Source organism: Bacillus sp. GB_SG_008, from assembly GCF_052038115.1.
Taxonomy (GTDB): Bacteria; Bacillota; Bacilli; order Bacillales; family Bacillaceae_G; genus Bacillus_A; species Bacillus_A rhizoplanae.
This window is the reverse complement of sequence record NZ_JBPZSK010000001.1, coordinates 171,079-188,345: the sequence shown is the minus strand read 5'-3', so window position 1 is coordinate 188,345 and position 17,267 is coordinate 171,079. Positions and strand designations below refer to the sequence as shown.

The following is a 17,267-nucleotide window of genomic DNA, read 5'->3' as shown; positions in this document are numbered from 1 at the left end:
TACAATGAAGACAGAAAATGGAGGGGACAATGTATGGAACAATATTTCACATATAACGAACACCTAGGAATTGAACTACCTGATTTCCAAGAAGAATGGGAGGATATACCTGAAACAGTGCAACATGCACTTTTATTAAAATGGGAACAGATTCGCGGGAAAATACCAGATCGGATTAAAGAACTTGAACATATCATTAACACGAAACAACACGGGTTAAACAACGAAGAAAACTTTGAAATTTCTTGTAGACTCAATACAGAAATCGCGGATCTCGCTTCCATTATTAACGACCTTTGGCTTTGGTATCGTCTAACTCAAAATGTATCTGCAGGAAAAGCACATCAGTAAAGCGAAACTTCCATCAGTGGGGGTTTTCTTCATCCCCCACCTATCTCCCTCGCTTCTCTCTGAATATTGAAGTATAGGTTTTACCGCCCGCGAATAGTGGATAAAAAAAGTCGTTGAGAATATTTCCTCAACGACTTAATAATTTTATAAAGTGAAACTTCCATCAGTGCCCCCACTGATGGTTAGTTGAACCAATCGGACTTTAACGGGCAGTTATCCCTCACCTCTCTTCTTAGATTTTCTCTGAATCTCGAGGTGAGGGTCTTACTGCCCGTTAATGCGGGATAAAACAGTTCTATCTTTTTTGCTTTTCGTTCCCCTTTGCACATATTTTGAAAACGTTTTCAATTTTAGGTAAACAATAGCGTCGTCGACTTGTTCAAATACGGTAAGTTACAATGGAAAATACGCTCTTGTCTATTCCGTTAAACATGTAGCGGTAATCGTATTTTTCTTTTCGGACATATAAGACGCTTCCTCTGTGTATATAATACTTTCCATCAAAAGATATACTAAACTATCTAATTCTTGACTACATACAATTACTCTATCATGATAAAAACCGTACTCTCTTACAAGTTCAATTAGTTCCTTCCTTTTTTCCTCCATCCTTTCTTGTATATCTATCGTTTTCATACAAATCTCTCCAGTCACCATAGATAATATTATTCGAATAATACAAAATATTTTGTTTAAAATAAACATTTTGTAATTAATTAAAGTAAATTTTACAGAAAAATCGACAAAATTTACTTTTTCATACAGAGACCCTTTCGACGGAAAATATTTTTGTATCGCACCATTTTTCAGCAAAATTCACATGAATTTCAACTAAAGCTCCCATATTTACGAAGTATGTAGGTTTTTCGTTGCCCATTGTCGATTTCCAAGAACATACATTTAAAAAAAGTATGATATAATAGAATATAATCTTTTATAGAAAGGATTTAGATATCATGATCGCTCGAAGGAGCATGTGGCATCGAAAAGACGAATCTTACACGTAGCGTATTTTTTTGCTTAGATACTTTGTCTAGCGAAAAAAATACGAGAGTGGGGAAATTATGATTGCCCGAAGGATAATTTGGCAACGAAAAGACTCTTCTTACACGTAGCGTTTTGTTTAGTCTGTTTCAGACCTAAACTAAAACGAAAGTAGGGAGAATTGATGGACGAGAGGATTATTCGTTATTTCTTCAGTGATATATAGCGTAGTTAGACGTATGTAAACTAACTGCTGCTATGTAGGCGTAGTTAGTTTATGAAAAAACAAAAAACTACTAACTACGGAGAGAAGGAATAACGATGGAGAACATCCAAAACATCCAAAGTCGACAAATTATTAAAGAAATTTTTATGGTTTTACTTGGTTCATTTATTTTAGCTGTCGCGCTATACCACATTCAGTTTCAAAATCACTTAACAGAAGGTGGCTTTGTAGGAATCGCACTGTTTTTACAAAACTTTTTTGACATTTCACCGTCAATTTCAACTGTTTTAATGGATATTCCTGTCATTTTACTATGTGCTACATTTTTAGGTAAAAAAATGGTCGGTTATTCATTTGTTGGTTCCGTTTCATTCGGAGTATTTTATTCTTTAATGGAAAACTATTCTCCGTTCACGGTGGATTTATCGAATCACTTATTTGTAGCTGCAGTAGTGGGCGGTGCATTAGCTGGGATTGGACTTGGTTTTATTTTACGATTCGGTGGTGCAACAGGCGGAGATGACATTTTAACCATTGTATTAAGCAAAAAAACACGCTTTACAATTGGGCAAATTTTCTTCGTTTTTGACGCAATTGTCATTGCACTTTCATTATATTATTTATCATGGACTGAAATTGCCTTTACGATTCTTTCCCTTGCCGTGCAGGCGAAAGTACTAGATTTAATCTACTATCCAGCAAAGGAAAAGAAACCAGTGGCAATTCCATTATCAAAACAACATGCAACAAACTAAAAAGCGAAAGGCGGCTGCCTTTCGCTTTTTATATTTTTTGGCGTAAATAACGCATTTGATAAAATCGATTTGCAAATTCTGTTATGCTCCGTGTTAACCGATAATTCGCCGTTGATCCAACCGCAATCCCAAGTACTGGTACACCTTGAAACAACTTGCGGCGCAGCGAATAAATAATGAACGTTTTCAAAATTTGTTTTAGTAGTACTTGTACAGATGCTGGATTTAGTACTTCCTCTTCTCCCTCATAGAAGAATGGAGCCGCTTCTTCTTGTTCTAACTCTTGCAGTAAGTTGTACCAAGCATACTGCTGCAAGTGCGCTGGCAATATGGCTGCATGGAATACTTTTAACGCTAGCATCATTTCATACGGTTTATTCACATCATGACCAAATGATGTGGCGATTAGCTGCACTGCTTTCACATTTAAGGCAACCAGTACTGGTAAATCTGCACTTAATAATAAAAAGCCACCAATTCCTGTTACTCCTCCTTGCACGAAAGAATATAAACGATGACGAGCTGTTTGCTGTTCTGCTATGTATGTTAATTGATCAATCGATAATGCTTTCATGTCTTCAATATGTTCAATGGAATCATTAAATAATCGTGCCGTGCCTAAAATACGTCCCCGTGCATCGAGCTGTGATTGCGAACTTTGAATAAATGCATGAAGATGAAAGAGCCATCCATCCGCTTTTGAAAAAAATTCATTTCGTTTTTTTTCTGGCAGCTTAGAAAATGTGCCGTTCAACCACTTATCAAACATTCTCTGGAAATCCGTTGATTCTTGTTGCACTAATTGCTGCTCCCAGCTTTTCATATCATATAAAATTCGTTCTTCTCGCTTTGACAGCATACAAACAACCCCTTGGATTATTTTTTCTACATTGTAACATATTTGCTGTGGGAGTCCTTACGCCCTGTTTTTTTCTGAAAAATATACAAAAAAAGACGGGAATCATCCCGTCTTTTTTATCATATATTAACCAATATTTCCAAGACGTACTACGTCACGAGCAATCATAACTTCTTCGTCTGTTGGAATTATGATTACTTTTACTGGAGAGTGCGGGAAGCTAATGAATGCTTCTTCACCGCGGATATTGTTGCGTTTCGCATCAAAGTATACACCCATGAACTCAAGGCCTTCTAATACACGCTCACGAATTAATGCACTGTTCTCGCCAATACCAGCTGTAAAGATGATTGCGTCTACACCCTTCATACGAGCTGCATAAGAACCGATATATTTATGAATGCGGCCTATAAATATCTCTAGTGCTACTTCTGCACGATGGTTTCCTTCTTCTTCAGCTTGCTCAATATCACGTAAGTCACTTGAGAATCCAGAAAGACCTAACATACCACTTTTCTTGTTTAATACGTTAAGAACTTCATCTACAGTTTGGCCTGTTTTCTTCATAATATATGGAATTAACGCAGGGTCAAGGTTACCAGAACGTGTACCCATTGTTACACCAGCAAGTGGAGTGAAGCCCATAGACGTATCAATTGATTTTCCACCTTCAACAGCTGCGATACTTGCACCGTTACCTAAGTGACAAGAAAGTAAACGTAAGCTTTCAAGTGGACGGCCTAATAATTCAGCTGCGCGCTCTGTTACGTACTTGTGAGAAGTACCGTGGAAACCGTATTTACGGATGCCGTATTTCTCATAGTATTCGTAAGGTAAGCTGTATAAGAAAGATTCTTCCGGCATTGTTTGATGGAATGCTGTATCGAACACTGCTACTGAAGGTACGTTCGGAAGAACTTCTTGGAACGCTTTAATACCAATAACGTGTGCTGGGTTATGAAGTGGCGCTAACTCACTTAAAGCGTCGATTTCTGCTAATACTTGCTCGTCAATTAGAGCAGAATCTGCGAATTTTTCACCGCCGTGTACAACACGGTGACCAATACCGCTAATCTCATCAAGAGATTTAATAATTCCAGTTTCAGTTAATTTTTTTAAAAGCATATTAACCGCAACTCCATGGTCTGCGATATTTGTTACTTCTGTTTGTTTCTCGCCGTTTACAGTAATTGTAAATATGCTATCTTCTAAACCGATACGTTCTACTAAACCTTTTGTTAATACCGTTTCATTTGGCATTTCAAATAATTGGAACTTTAAGGAAGAGCTTCCTGCATTAATCGCGATGATTTTTGACATCTAGTCTTTCGCCCCTTTTTCTCTTGTTAGCCGTGTGGAATCTTTCCACAAACCGCTCAATTTTATGTCTTCAATTTTTATCAGCTAACATAACCGTTTCACTGAAAAAAAATTTAAACTCACGATTTTAATTTAAACATCGTACGACATATATTTCAAGTGAAAAAATTGTAACACAAAGATTTTTTTTATATTACAGATTTTATAATTCTTATTTTTGTTCTTATATATATTACTGAATTTTGTAAACACTATAAAACTGTACTATATATTAGTATATACCTGTTACATATAAACATTGTTTACTTTTGTTTAGCGAACCAACCATTAATTTGATTCATAATATTCTCCATCGCTGTCATATTTGAGAATTTTGGTAATTCTACTAATAACGCTTGTTTTGGCATTTGTATGTCTTGTCCCTTCTTTTGGAGAACAAATATACTTTTTGCATTTTTTTCGTTTTTAAACATGGAAACAGGTAGCTGTAGTAGCCCTTGTACAAAACATGTTTCTTTAATAAATGCATGAAGTTTTGGCGCTTGATCACTTTCAAATATGAAATTTGGTACTAAGAAAAATAAATATCCGCCTTCTTTTGTATGTTTTACACTTTGTTCAACAAAAAGATGATGTGCATAAGACATGCCTTCATCTGCTTTTAAAGTATATTCACTTGCACCAATTTCGTTTGGATAATAGCCAATTGGTAAATCACACACAACTACATCAACTGGATCAATATAAAGGGGAGCTAAGCCATCTTGATTGAAAAACTCAACTGCTTGTTTTTGTAAATTTGCATTAACTAAAGCAAGCTTAACAAGCAAATCATCTACATCTACCCCAAATCCGCTCACGTTTGTACCTTCTGGGCAACCGTTAAAGATTGTCGTTAATAAATTTCCCGTTCCAACTGCAGGATCTAAAACAGTCATTTCCTTTTGATCCTTCATAAATTTCTGGAATAAATAACTCATAAACATACCAACCGCATCTGGCGTCATTTCATGATTTGCTTGTACGCCTTCTTTCATTCCTTTTAAGATGGCAAGTTGAAACGCTTTGCGAATTTCTTCGCCTTTATAGTTTTCTTCATTAAACTTACTATATTCACGCTCTAGTCGTTCAATTGTTGGCTGTTCTAATCCTTCTTGTAAAATTGTTCCTTCAAATAAATTATCGCCTGTTTCTACAAGCGCTTCTAAATAGGTTATGTCTAATTCTTTACGTAAAATTACGGCAGAAGAATCAAAGATAGAAAATAATGTTTCTACTGTTGAACTCACGAAAATTCCTCCTTATAACTAAAATACACATAACTTATATCATACCACACTCTAAATTCTTTCCAAAAGAAAAAGCGACCTCTTTTCACAAGAGGTCGCTTTTTACTCTTCACATTACTTTGCAGCTTTTGCTGCTTCTAATGCTGCTTCGTAATTTGGATGGCTTGTACCTTCGCTTACATATTCTACGTAAACAACTTTGTCGTTGCTATCTACTACGAATACTGCACGTGCAAGTAAACGAAGTTCTTTCATTACAACACCGTATGCTTCGCCAAAAGAAAGGTCACGGTGATCAGAAAGCGTTACAACATTTTCTAAACCGTTAGCTGCACACCAGCGTTTTTGAGCGAATGGTAAATCAACGCTAATTGTTAATACTTTTGCATTTTCAATACCAGCTGCATCTTCGTTAAAACGACGAGTTTGCGCATCACATACACCTGTATCGATAGATGGTACAACACTAATTAATTTCACTGCACCTTTGTATGTTTCTAAAGTTACTGGAGATAGGTCATTTGCTAATACTTGAAAATTAGGCGCTTGGTCGCCTACTTTAACTTCTGTTCCAACTAAAGTGATTGGGTTTCCCTTAAACGTTACGTTTGCCATTTAAAAATCCTCCCTTTTCTAAAACAAAATATGTACAGTGTAAATGATAGATGTTCAGCAAACAGAATGCAAATGAATCGTTCTGTTTTATGAAAAAAGAAGCTAATCACTCGATTAGCTTCTTCTTTCTATATTTCATACTCCGGCTGTTCATCTTTTTGTGTGTTCATCATTTCTTTCACTTTATCGACTGCTTGCGGTGCTAATTCCATTACTTTATCAAGTATGTGCGTCTGTTTATCTAAGTGAAGCACTTTCACACCTTCACTATTTACAACGAGAAAAGCAATTGGATTAATGGAAACGCCGCCCCCACTACCACCGCCAAATGGATGGCGATTATTGTTTTCAAGTTTACCAAATTCACTCCCGCCCGCCGCAAAGCCAAAACTTACTTTAGAAACCGGTAAGATGACACTTCCATCTGGCGATTGAATTGGATCACCGACGATTGTGCTTACATCAATCATATGATTTAAATGCTGCATCGCTGTTGTCATCAATCCTTGAATTGGATGTTCCACATAATCCCCCCTATGTTCATTGTTGCATAGCATTATCTGTAGCAATAACCCCTTGTTGTTTCAAAAATACAAATATACGAATTGCCGCTTTCACTGCACGGTATATACGAAATGAAGCTGTTAATTCACAATGTGATGCCACAGTTTTCCCTTGAAAAATTGGAGTAACTTCAAGTTGAGGCGCACCGATAATGTCCATATAATTTCCAGTAATGCCAACAATCATTCCTTTTACTGACCATACATAGCCTGTTATAACTCCAGTGCTCGCTGCATCACCTGTTCCAACTTGTGAACGCCATCTCCAATTTTTGATTTTCACTTTTTGAAGAAAACCTTTCATCATAGTATGGATTTCTTGCATCCTTTTTATAACTTCAGCTATACTGTCAAGCATTGCTACAAACTTATCTTCTGTTCCGCCCTCTTCTCCTGCTTTTTCAATTTTTTGATCTGTTTTCTTTTGTTGTTTCTCTATCCGCTCAAGTACATCAAACGTATAATGAATCATCCATATTTTCACTTGAAATAAACACTGTTTTTCTGTTTCTGTATATAACAAACTAATTTTCAGCGATAATTTCGATAACAAAATAAGCAAGACGAACAAAATAAGTATTCCAATTCCAATCGCAAGCCACTTCATCGTACCATCCTTTCATTCCGTATCCATTATCGACACAATATGAAAAGAATAAACGAAATTGAAAATATAGATTTTTCTAAAAAATAGAAGGACTTTTGATACTTTTTATCGAAATATAATATTCGAACATATTATTTACTGCATGGAGGGATACAAAATGGCAGATCGTCGCAATTTATTTTTCTTTTACGGTGATGATAAAGCAACACTTGTCGAAAAAATGAAACCAGTATACGACATTTTAGAAGAAAATGGATTTACAATATTAGACCATCCAAAACATGCAAATGCCATCGTTAGTGTTGGCGACGACGGTACATTCTTGCAAGCTGTCAGAAAAACAGGATTTCGTGAAGATTGTTTATACGCAGGGGTTTCGACAACAGATGATATTTCCTTTTACTGTGACTTCCACATTGACCATGTCGATAGCGCCCTTCAAGAAATCACAAAAAATGAAATTGAAGTAAGAAGATATCCAACAATTCAAATAACAGTTGATCACGATACATCTTTTTATTGCTTAAATGAATTTTCACTGCGCTCTAGCGTTATTAAAACATTTGTACTAGATGTGTACGTTGATGACTTATACTTTGAAACATTCAGAGGCGATGGCTTAGTCGTTTCTACACCAACTGGAAGCACGGCGTATAATAAATCACTACACGGAGCTGTTGTGGATCCATTAATTCCATGTTTCCAAGTGAGTGAACTTGCTTCTTTAAATAACAATACGTACCGTACACTTGGTTCTCCATTTATTTTAAGTAGCAATCGTACATTGACATTAAAATTAGCTCCAAATGGAAAAGATTATCCTGTCATGGGCATGGATAACGAAGCATTAAGTATTAAACAAGTTGAAAAAGCAGTTGTTCGTTTAAGCGATAAACAAATTAAAACAGTAAAACTAAAAAATAACTCGTTCTGGGAAAAAGTACAAAGAACGTTTTTATAAAAAATAGAGGCGGCATATGCCGCCTCTATTTTTTATATACAATTTCACCGTCGACAACCGTCATTACAACATCTACCTCTTTTATTTCCTCTTCCTGCATGTCAAATATATCTCTGTCTAATATAGTAAAATCTGCTTCATATCCTGCAGCAATTTTCCCGCGGCTTTCTTCTTTTCCGATTGCATATGCGCTTCCTGTTGTGAATAGCGAAGCGGCTTCAAATACTGTTAATCTTTCTTCTGGTATGTAACAGTTTCCATCCACAAAGCTTTTCCTTGTTACGGCACTATATATCCCTAAAAGCGGGTTCACCTGCTCGATTGGTGCATCCGAACCGCCCGCACAGTGCAAGCCAGCATGAAGAAGTGTTTTCCAGGCATACGCATAACGAAGACGCTGTTTTCCTAGTTTTTCAATAACAGATGGAAAGTCGGAAGAAACGAAGACAGGTTGAAGATCTAAAATTGCAGGGAGCTTCTTCATGCGATCGATTAACTCTTCACGCACAAGCTGACAGTGAATAATACGATCACGCTGCCCTTCCTTTGGTGGATACATTTCGAGCGCATCTATCACATATTCAAGTGATAAATCACCAATTGTATGAATTGCAACAGGCATATGGAAATCTCTCGCTTGTTTTACAAGTAGCGCCAGCTCATCACGTGAAAAGATGGCAACTCCATTTGTTTCCTTTGCATCTTCATATGGTTCACTAAGCAGCGCTGTTCGTCCGCCAAAGGAACCATCCGAAAAGATTTTCATTGCTCCAAACTCAATATAATGTGTATTCTCATAGCACTTCCGTTCATGTGCCACCTCATGATGAACAAGAAGGTGTGCTTTAAACGGCATATCTCGAATCACTTCTGCAAAAGCTTTATATGTTTTTTGAAAACCACCGTAATAGTTTAAGTCTTCTGTATGACCACCAACTAACCCGTATTTCCAACAATCTTGAATGGCTGTTTTCAATGCGTTTGTTAAATACGCTGCATCGATTTCTGGTTGAATATGAGCAATCAAATCCTGCGCTTGTTCGTACAATAAACCTGTGAATTCACCAGTTTTACCACGCCCAATTTTCCCGCCTTTCGGATCTTCTCTATCCTGCATAATCTCTGCTTTCTCAAGAATATAGGAATTTACCAAAGTCACATGACGACAAACGCGTTTCAATAAAATAGGATGATGAAGTGACAGAACATCTAAATCACGTTTATGTATGTCTTTCCGATCTGTAAAGTTATTTTCATTCCAGCCTTCTCCAATAATCCATTCTCCTTGCTTGGCTATTTTTACTCGTTCAGCAACAAGATTTAACACTTCTTGATAAGATGTACATGCTGATAAATCTAAGCGAAGCAATCGTTCCCCGTGTCCAATAAGATGCATATGACTGTCTACAAGACCAGGGAGCATTGTTTTTCCTTCTACATCAAATAATTGCTCCGGATGATAACGAGCTTCTAAATCTTCTTTCATTCCAATAGCAATAATCTTACCATTTTCTACGTAAACAGCTTCTACGGTCGTTCCTTCTTCTTCCATTGTATAAATCTTTCCGCCATACCAAAGTTCTCCCATTTTTTCTCCCCCTTTGCTTCTTACTTTTTAGTGTACGAAATTGGCAGCAAGAAAAAAAGCAGGCAGATTTCTCTGCCCACGATTCTTTCGTACTTACAATCCTTCTTTATCCCGCTATTGGCGGGCAGTAAAACCCCTACCTCAAGACTCAAAGAAAATAGGTGGGGGATAACTGTCCGTAAAAGTCCGATTGGTGAGAGCTTTCCATCAGTGGGGGATAAAGCCCCCCCACTGATGGAAGTTTCACTTTACTTCGAAGCTATTTCCATTTCACGCTTTCGCAGTTCAATGCGGCGAATTTTACCGGAAATTGTTTTTGGAAGTTCTTTCACAAATTCAATCTTCCGCGGGTATTTGTAAGGTGCTGTTAATTCTTTTACATGCTCTTGCAGAAGTGGAATTAACATTTCATCTTGTTCCTCTATCCCCTCTTGTAAAACAATAAAGGCTTTTACGACGTTCCCTCTTATTTCGTCTGGACTTGCCACAACAGCACATTCTCTTACGTATGGATGCTTCACAAGTGCATCTTCCACTTCAAACGGTCCAATTGTGTAACCAGAACTAATAATAATATCATCGCCTCGCCCTTCAAACCAGAAGTAGCCATCTTCATCCTTTTTCGCCTGATCACCTGTAATATAATAATCACCGCGAAATTGCATAGTTGTACGTTCCGGGTCTTTATAGTACTCCTTAAATAATGCTGGTGTTTTGATATGTACCGCAATATCTCCTACTTCTCCCGGAAGAACTGGTTTACCATCTTCATCAACAATATCAACTTGATTACCTGGCGTTGGTTTCCCCATCGAACCAGGCTTTGTTTCCATTCCTTTTAATACACCAACAAGTAATGTATTTTCTGTTTGGCCATAACCATCGCGAACCGTTACATGAAAATAATTTCGGAACGTATCAATAACCTCTCTGTTCAATGGCTCTCCTGCTGAAACAGCACTATGCAAGGAAGACAAGTCATATTGCTGCAAGTTGTCTATTTTTGCCATTAAGCGATATTCAGTCGGCGTACAGCACAACACATTTACTTTATTATCACTTAATAATTGTAAATATGTTGTCGGGTCAAATTTCCCGTGATACACAAATCCCGTTGCACCTGAGCCAAGTGTTGCAAGAAAAGGACTCCAAACCCACTTTTGCCATCCTGGACTTGCTGTTGCCCATACAACATCATTTTCTTCGATTGCTAACCAATTTGCAGCGCTCGTACGAAGGTGAGCATACGCCCAAGCATGTGTATGTACAACGCCTTTTGGATTGCCTGTCGTACCAGATGTATATGATAAAAAGACCATATCATCACAGTTTGTCTTTGCCATTTCTAATACATCACTCTCTGTTTCAAGCGCTTCTCTTATATTGTTCCAACCGTCTAACGGTTCTTCACTTAGTACAAATTTATAAAGCGAATTCATCGCTTCAATTCCGTCGAATTGTCTAACATACGGCTCATAACTCACAATCGCTTTTACTTCTCCATGCGCAATGCGGTATTCAATATCTTTTTTACGCAGCATTTCTGAACTTGGAATGACAACAAATCCCGCTTTAATTGCGGCAATATACGTCATATATGTTTCAATAAGACGAGGCATCATAATTAGAAGCTTGTCCCCTTTTTGAAGACCACTTTTTATAAAAGCGTTTCCAATCTTATTTGCCCCTTGTAACAATTCCCCATATGTTACTTTCTTTTTATTGCCTTGATCATCTTGCCAAATAAGTGCAAGCTTATTTGGTTGCTTTGCATGACGCTCCATCTCTTCTACTAAGTTATACGTCGGCGGTGCTAATAACTCTTCGCGGCTCACATGTCTCATACGCTTCCCCCTTTACAATATACGACTTCCTTTTAATAATAAAGAATTTTCTGTCAATAATAAAGAGTTTTCTGTCGATGGTAAAGAATTTTCTGTCAATTTAAAACTATCTTCTTTTGACAAATCGGTTTATATTTTGACCAGTTGGCTACAATAGTAGATGTTTTCTCTTATTTTTTTACAAAAAACAACAAAACAAAAAAAAAAGAAAGAGCGGGGAATCCCGCTCTCTCTAAGCCATTATATATGGTTGTTATCGTTGAAAACCACCTAATTGTTGTTCAGCCATTGAAACTAGACGTTTTGTAATTTCGCCACCAACAGATCCGTTAGCACGAGATGTTGAATCTGGCCCAAGTTGTACACCAAACTCTTGAGCGATTTCGTATTTCATTTGATCTAAAGCAGCTTGCGCACCAGCAACTGCTAATTTACTTGTGTTTGCCATATGGTATCACCTCCTTGTGAGTATAGAGTGTGATAAACCTTATGGCTTCATACATATCTTTTAATGGTAATTTATGGTTTTAAAATAAATCTTCGAATTGTTCTTCTTCTGCTACTTCTACTGTTTGTAATACCATTTTCTCTGTATTGGCAACTGCTTCTTCAATAAGTGGCGTAAAATCATAGTATGATTCAAATTTATTTGCTTTTTCACGCTTCGGCTTTGTTGTTGGACTCGCTGGAGTAAATACTGTACAACAATCTTCATACGGACGAATCGAAATGTCATACGTACCGATTTGATTTGCAATTTTAATAATTTCTAACTTATCCATCGCAATAAGTGGGCGGATAATTGGATAATTTGTCACTTCGTTAATCGTGTGCATACTATCTAATGTTTGACTCGCTACTTGGCCAAGGCTTTCCCCTGTTGTAAGAGCAAGCGCGTTACGCTCTTCTGCAATACGCTCTGCAATGCGCATCATCATACGGCGCATAATTGTCATCGAATAGCTAGATGGAATTTCTTTATTAATTGTTTTTTGCACTTCTGTAAACGGTACGAGATGAAGTGTTACACGTTTACAATACTTCGTTAACTCTTGGGCTAAGTCAATAACTTTTTGCTTCGCGCGCTCACTTGTAAATGGCGGACTATGGAAATGGACAGCTTCCACTGATACGCCACGTTTCATTGTTAAGTAAGCAGCAACCGGGCTATCAATACCACCAGAAAGAAGAAGCATAACTTTTCCTCCAACACCAACTGGAAGACCGCCAGCTCCCATGCGCTCATCGCACATAATATAGCTATAACCACTTCTAATTTCAACACGGATATTTACATCTGGATTATGAACATCTACTGTAATATCCTCTGTATTTTGTAAAATATACCCGCCGATTTCTGGAAGCAATTCCATCGTTTGCATCGGAAAATGCTTATAAGAACGATGGACCGTAATTTTAAATGTTTTTACTTCACGCTTTACTTGCAGAAAGGCAGCAAGTGCACCTTTTTTAATTTCTTCTAAATCTGTGGGTACTTTCATTGCTAAATTAAATTTATGAATACCAAACACATCTTGCAGCTTGTCTGCAACAGCTTCATGATCTTCACCATTTAACTGAATATACATCCGATCATGCGTCGCATCAATTTTTAAGTTTGTAAATTTCTTCAGCTTATGTTTTACGTTATCTTTCAATGTACTTACAAACTTAGAACGGTTCTTTCCTTTTGTTGTCATTTCGCCGTAACGAACTAAAATATATTCGTATGTCATCATCTTTCCTTACCTCATCACTTCATATAATTTTGGCAATGTTTCTTTTACAATTCCTTCGAATTGTTTTACTTCTTCCATCGTATTTTCCGGTGCTAGACTCACGCGAATCGCACTTGCTGCTACTGCATGCGGTAAGCCCATCGCCAGTAAAACATGGCTGATTTCGTTTGCTTTTGAAGAACAAGCAGACTTTGTCGATACATACACATCACGTTCTTCTAAGGCATGTACAACAACCTCTGGCTTTAATCCTACAAATGATACGTTTAAAATATGCGGTGCCGTATGGTCATTCGGCGTATTAATTGTAACATCCTCCATATCATTAAAAACATGAATAAGTTCTTTTTTTAATGTTTGAAGATGCATAATATTCTCTGACTGCTTTTCTAATGTCATTCGCAAAGCTTTTATCATTGCAACAATTCCCGGCAAGTTTTCTGTACCAGAACGGTAACGCAACTCTTGTCCACCACCTGATAAAACTGGATCAAGTCTAACGCCATCACGAACATATAAAAGCCCTGTTCCTTTTACACTATGGAACTTATGCCCAGAAATTGTACAAAGGTCAATATGATTTTCATAAAAGTCAAGTGGTACTTTTCCAATTCCTTGCACATGATCCACATGGAACCGTACTTTCGGATAGTCCACTAACAACTTTCCAATTTCACCAACAGGCTGAATTGCTCCTGTTTCATTATTAACGTGAATCATGGAAACAAGAATTGTATCCTCTCGAAGAGCACGTTTTACATCTTCTATCGATACAACACCATTTTCATTTACAGGTAAATATGTAACGTCAAAACCAAGATTTTCCAGCTGTTTATATGCTTCAGACACAGAAGCGTGTTCAATATTTGTTGTAATCATATGCTTGCCGCGGGAGCGATTTCTCATCGCAATCCCCTTAATTGCAAGGTTATTCCCTTCTGTTCCTCCAGACGTAAAGATAATCTCTGAAGGCTTTACATGAAGAAGCTGAGCTGCAATCGCACGTGATTGCGTTAATAAACGCTCTGATTCTCCTCCAAGGGAATGAATAGAAGAAGGATTTCCAAAATATTTTCCTGCAACTGTTACATAAGATTGCAAGGCTTCCGGGTATGGTTTTGTCGTCGCACTATTATCAAAATAGATCATCGTTCTTCCCCTTTCAGCGATATCGCATCACACAATCATATCATAAAGTGAAACTTCCGTCAGTGGGGGTTTTCTTCATCCCCCACTGACGGTTAGTTGAACCAATCGGGCTTTTACGGGCAGTTATCCCCCACCTATCTTCTTCGATTTTCTCTGAATCTTGAGGTGGGGGTCTTACTGCCCGTTAATGCGGGATAAATTCATGCGTTTACGCTAAGCATGCTCATAGTTTCCGTCATTAAAGCGGAAGTATGCTTTTCTACTTTTAACTAAAAAACGCTCCATATTCCGCTATTCATTATAGCAATATTGCATCATCACGCATACAAAAGTTATTTGAATCAAAAAAACAAACCCCTTAATACATATTAAGGAGTTTGTTCTACGTCAACAAATTCAGCAATCTTTTGGACAACACCTGGCTCAATTTGTTCTAATACAGAAGCTGCTTGTTCGAGAGCTGCATCGTATTCATATTCACGAAATAATTGCTCTGCATTATCTAAACTTTGTGCCAGCATATCATCATGACTGCGATAACGATTACCATACTGAATTAATTTCTCTACTAAATATGCTTGCTCAATTAATTCTTGCGTTGCTTCATATACACCATTTACAATAGCTACTGCTTCTTCTAACGTACCATTTACCACGCCCATATTCAGCGGTTTTAATTCTAGCTGCTCATACACACTTTGCATCGCATGTTGGCCGTTTTGCAGATCAACCATGATGCTATCTGGCAAACCTGGTAAATTTGATTTTTGCATCATACGTTTTGATTCCATCATTGTATGGCGCATTTCTCGTAACGCTTCACGTGCTTCGAATTCATCTTTACGCATTGTTTGTAACATATCCTTGTACTCAGCGTGAAGTACTTTCAATGTTTCACATTGCTCGTAAATTTCCTCTAACTCTTCTCGGATGACAGAGAAGGCGATATCTTGCTCTGCAATACGAAGTTGTAATACTTCAAAACGCTTCATCAAAATATGCATTTGTTTTTCAATTACTTTTTGTGATTCGATATCTTTATCTTGCAGCTGATAACTTTGCTTCACAAATTGTGTTTCTGCTTTTGTTTCCAACGCCTGCTCTCGAATTGTTTCTAAATCTTCGTATACAGTTGCTGTCTGTTGCTCAACATAATATTTCGCTCTCACTTCTAATTCCAATTGTTCGTATAACGTATCGAGCTGCGTTTTTAAAACATCGATTTTTTCTTTTGCTTCCAACACATGTAGATATTCTAAATCGGCAAGACATGTTTGCAGTTGTTTGTTCATCTCTCTTACTTCTTTTGGGATTTCCAAATGATTTAATACATAGCCTTGCTTTTTCATATCGTCGTGACCTTGTGTTAAGTCTTCTAATTGTACTGGTAAGGTCGCTTGACATTCTACTAATAGATCAGGCACTTCATGCACAATTAGTTCTAAATTTGATAACCCTTCTTCTAAACTCCTAACAATTTCACGCGCTTTTAAATAATCGCCATTTTGCGTTGCTTCTTCAAACGTTTGAAATTTCTTCGACTCTACATCAAGTAACTCTTCAATTTTCTGTTCTGCTGAGCCAAACATATGGCGATGAGCAAGCACACTCTTTTTCATATTCCGGTATGTATCACGTAACTGTTCAATTTCTGAATTGTTTTTCTCGTAGCTTTCCAACAGCTCTTGCAATTCATTTAATATATCAGTAATCCGATGGTCTGCTTCATCTAAACTGCTAATGGATTCATTCATGATATGTTTTGCTTTTCGGAAGGAAAATTGCGCGGCAAGCTTTTGAGCGCTTTCTAATTCTTTTTCTGCTTTCGGAAGAATATTAGCAACAATTTCATCCCATTCATTTCGCCACTTCTCAAACAGTTCTTCTGTTTGTCCGGTCATATTTAACTCTTTTACTCTCTTTAGTTCATCTGCAACGGGCTTATCCTTAATTTCTTGTTGCCATTGCTGCAATGCCTCGATATCTTTATATAAACGATTTCTCATCACAAGCTCTACTATGAGGAAGAGCAAAATAGAGCTTACTACGATGATAACGATCGTTAAAATTGAATCCATTCAAAAGCCTCCTATTTATCTTGTTTTTTGTCCGTTCCGTTTTTTGAAATGGAAGGCGTTATGTAAGAAAAGGAAAATCCCCTATATTTAACAACTGTCAATGTACTAATCATACCATGTAATCATATGTTTTTGGCCTAGTTTTTAGAAAAATTTAACGAAAGAATTTACTACCTCCAAATTCATTATGGTTACACCTCTAACCAAAAGTTATAATTGCTAAAAACAGTATTTCTCTTCTATCTTGAGGTAGGGATCTTACTGCCCGTTAATGCGGGATAAAGTAAGTACTATTACCATCTCATTGACATACTACTATATAAGAATGCAAAAAAGAAG

The 17,267-nt window shown here is 37.2% G+C and carries 16 protein-coding genes; 3 read left to right on the top strand and 13 right to left on the bottom strand.

The features are described 5' to 3' along the window. Window positions 1-33 precede the first annotated feature (33 nt). Window positions 34-351: a radical SAM protein gene (locus ACTDJC_RS00870; RefSeq protein ID WP_440602449.1), complete on the top strand. Its 318-nt coding sequence runs from the start codon at window positions 34-36 to the stop codon at window positions 349-351. A 417-nt stretch (window positions 352-768) separates the two neighbouring features. Here the strand turns inward: ACTDJC_RS00870 and ACTDJC_RS00865 are convergent, their stop codons facing one another. Then, window positions 769-987 carry a Spo0E family sporulation regulatory protein-aspartic acid phosphatase gene (locus tag ACTDJC_RS00865; protein WP_440602448.1) on the bottom strand — a complete coding sequence of 73 codons (219 nt, stop codon included), beginning with the start codon at window positions 985-987 and terminating at the stop codon, window positions 769-771. A 678-nt stretch (window positions 988-1,665) separates the two neighbouring features. On the opposite strand from ACTDJC_RS00865, the gene ACTDJC_RS00860 reads away from it, so the two are divergent. Next, window positions 1,666-2,316, top strand: coding sequence for a YitT family protein (locus ACTDJC_RS00860; protein WP_098305497.1), 651 nt, complete (start codon window positions 1,666-1,668; stop codon window positions 2,314-2,316). A 28-nt stretch (window positions 2,317-2,344) separates the two neighbouring features. Here the strand turns inward: ACTDJC_RS00860 and ACTDJC_RS00855 are convergent, their stop codons facing one another. From ACTDJC_RS00855 to ACTDJC_RS00830, 6 genes are all read right to left on the bottom strand, one after another. After that, window positions 2,345-3,175, bottom strand: a complete 831-nt coding sequence (locus ACTDJC_RS00855; RefSeq protein WP_098305404.1) for an EcsC family protein — start codon at window positions 3,173-3,175, stop codon at window positions 2,345-2,347. Window positions 3,176-3,301: 126 nt separating this feature from the next. Then, on the bottom strand, window positions 3,302-4,495 hold the full coding sequence (locus ACTDJC_RS00850; protein ID WP_440602447.1) for an acetate kinase: 1,194 nt from the start codon (window positions 4,493-4,495) through the stop codon (window positions 3,302-3,304). A gap of 302 nt (window positions 4,496-4,797) precedes the next feature. Continuing rightward, on the bottom strand, window positions 4,798-5,784 hold the full coding sequence (locus tag ACTDJC_RS00845) for a class I SAM-dependent methyltransferase (protein ID WP_141524948.1): 987 nt from the start codon (window positions 5,782-5,784) through the stop codon (window positions 4,798-4,800). Between the two features lie 114 nt (window positions 5,785-5,898). Continuing rightward, a complete protein-coding gene (tpx, locus tag ACTDJC_RS00840) occupies window positions 5,899-6,399 on the bottom strand; it encodes a thiol peroxidase (protein WP_098305412.1) in 501 nt (166 codons plus the stop codon). Window positions 6,400-6,527: 128 nt separating this feature from the next. Continuing rightward, complete coding sequence (gene ytfJ, locus ACTDJC_RS00835) at window positions 6,528-6,923, bottom strand: GerW family sporulation protein (protein ID WP_429719236.1); 396 nt, start codon at window positions 6,921-6,923, stop codon at window positions 6,528-6,530. Between the two features lie 16 nt (window positions 6,924-6,939). Next, window positions 6,940-7,569: a DUF2953 domain-containing protein gene (locus ACTDJC_RS00830; RefSeq protein ID WP_440602446.1), complete on the bottom strand. Its 630-nt coding sequence runs from the start codon at window positions 7,567-7,569 to the stop codon at window positions 6,940-6,942. 157 nt (window positions 7,570-7,726) lie between these two features. Between ACTDJC_RS00830 and ACTDJC_RS00825 the strand changes: the two genes are divergently transcribed. Beyond that, window positions 7,727-8,530: an NAD kinase gene (locus ACTDJC_RS00825; RefSeq protein ID WP_253630565.1), complete on the top strand. Its 804-nt coding sequence runs from the start codon at window positions 7,727-7,729 to the stop codon at window positions 8,528-8,530. A 25-nt stretch (window positions 8,531-8,555) separates the two neighbouring features. Here the strand turns inward: ACTDJC_RS00825 and ACTDJC_RS00820 are convergent, their stop codons facing one another. From ACTDJC_RS00820 to ezrA, 6 genes are all read right to left on the bottom strand, one after another. Further along, a complete protein-coding gene (locus ACTDJC_RS00820) occupies window positions 8,556-10,118 on the bottom strand; it encodes an amidohydrolase (RefSeq protein ID WP_440602445.1) in 1,563 nt (520 codons plus the stop codon). A 248-nt stretch (window positions 10,119-10,366) separates the two neighbouring features. Next, window positions 10,367-11,953, bottom strand: coding sequence for an acyl-CoA synthetase MbcS (gene mbcS, locus ACTDJC_RS00815; protein ID WP_429706699.1), 1,587 nt, complete (start codon window positions 11,951-11,953; stop codon window positions 10,367-10,369). Window positions 11,954-12,215: 262 nt separating this feature from the next. Further along, window positions 12,216-12,410 carry an alpha/beta-type small acid-soluble spore protein gene (locus tag ACTDJC_RS00810; RefSeq protein WP_306201333.1) on the bottom strand — a complete coding sequence of 65 codons (195 nt, stop codon included), beginning with the start codon at window positions 12,408-12,410 and terminating at the stop codon, window positions 12,216-12,218. Between the two features lie 79 nt (window positions 12,411-12,489). After that, complete coding sequence (thiI, locus tag ACTDJC_RS00805) at window positions 12,490-13,701, bottom strand: tRNA uracil 4-sulfurtransferase ThiI (RefSeq protein ID WP_440602444.1); 1,212 nt, start codon at window positions 13,699-13,701, stop codon at window positions 12,490-12,492. Window positions 13,702-13,707: 6 nt separating this feature from the next. After that, entirely contained in the window at window positions 13,708-14,850 is a 1,143-nt protein-coding gene (locus tag ACTDJC_RS00800; protein ID WP_440602443.1) for a cysteine desulfurase family protein, read from the bottom strand. A 368-nt stretch (window positions 14,851-15,218) separates the two neighbouring features. After that, entirely contained in the window at window positions 15,219-16,928 is a 1,710-nt protein-coding gene (ezrA, locus tag ACTDJC_RS00795; RefSeq protein WP_098305429.1) for a septation ring formation regulator EzrA, read from the bottom strand. Between the last annotated feature and the right edge of the window lie 339 nt (window positions 16,929-17,267).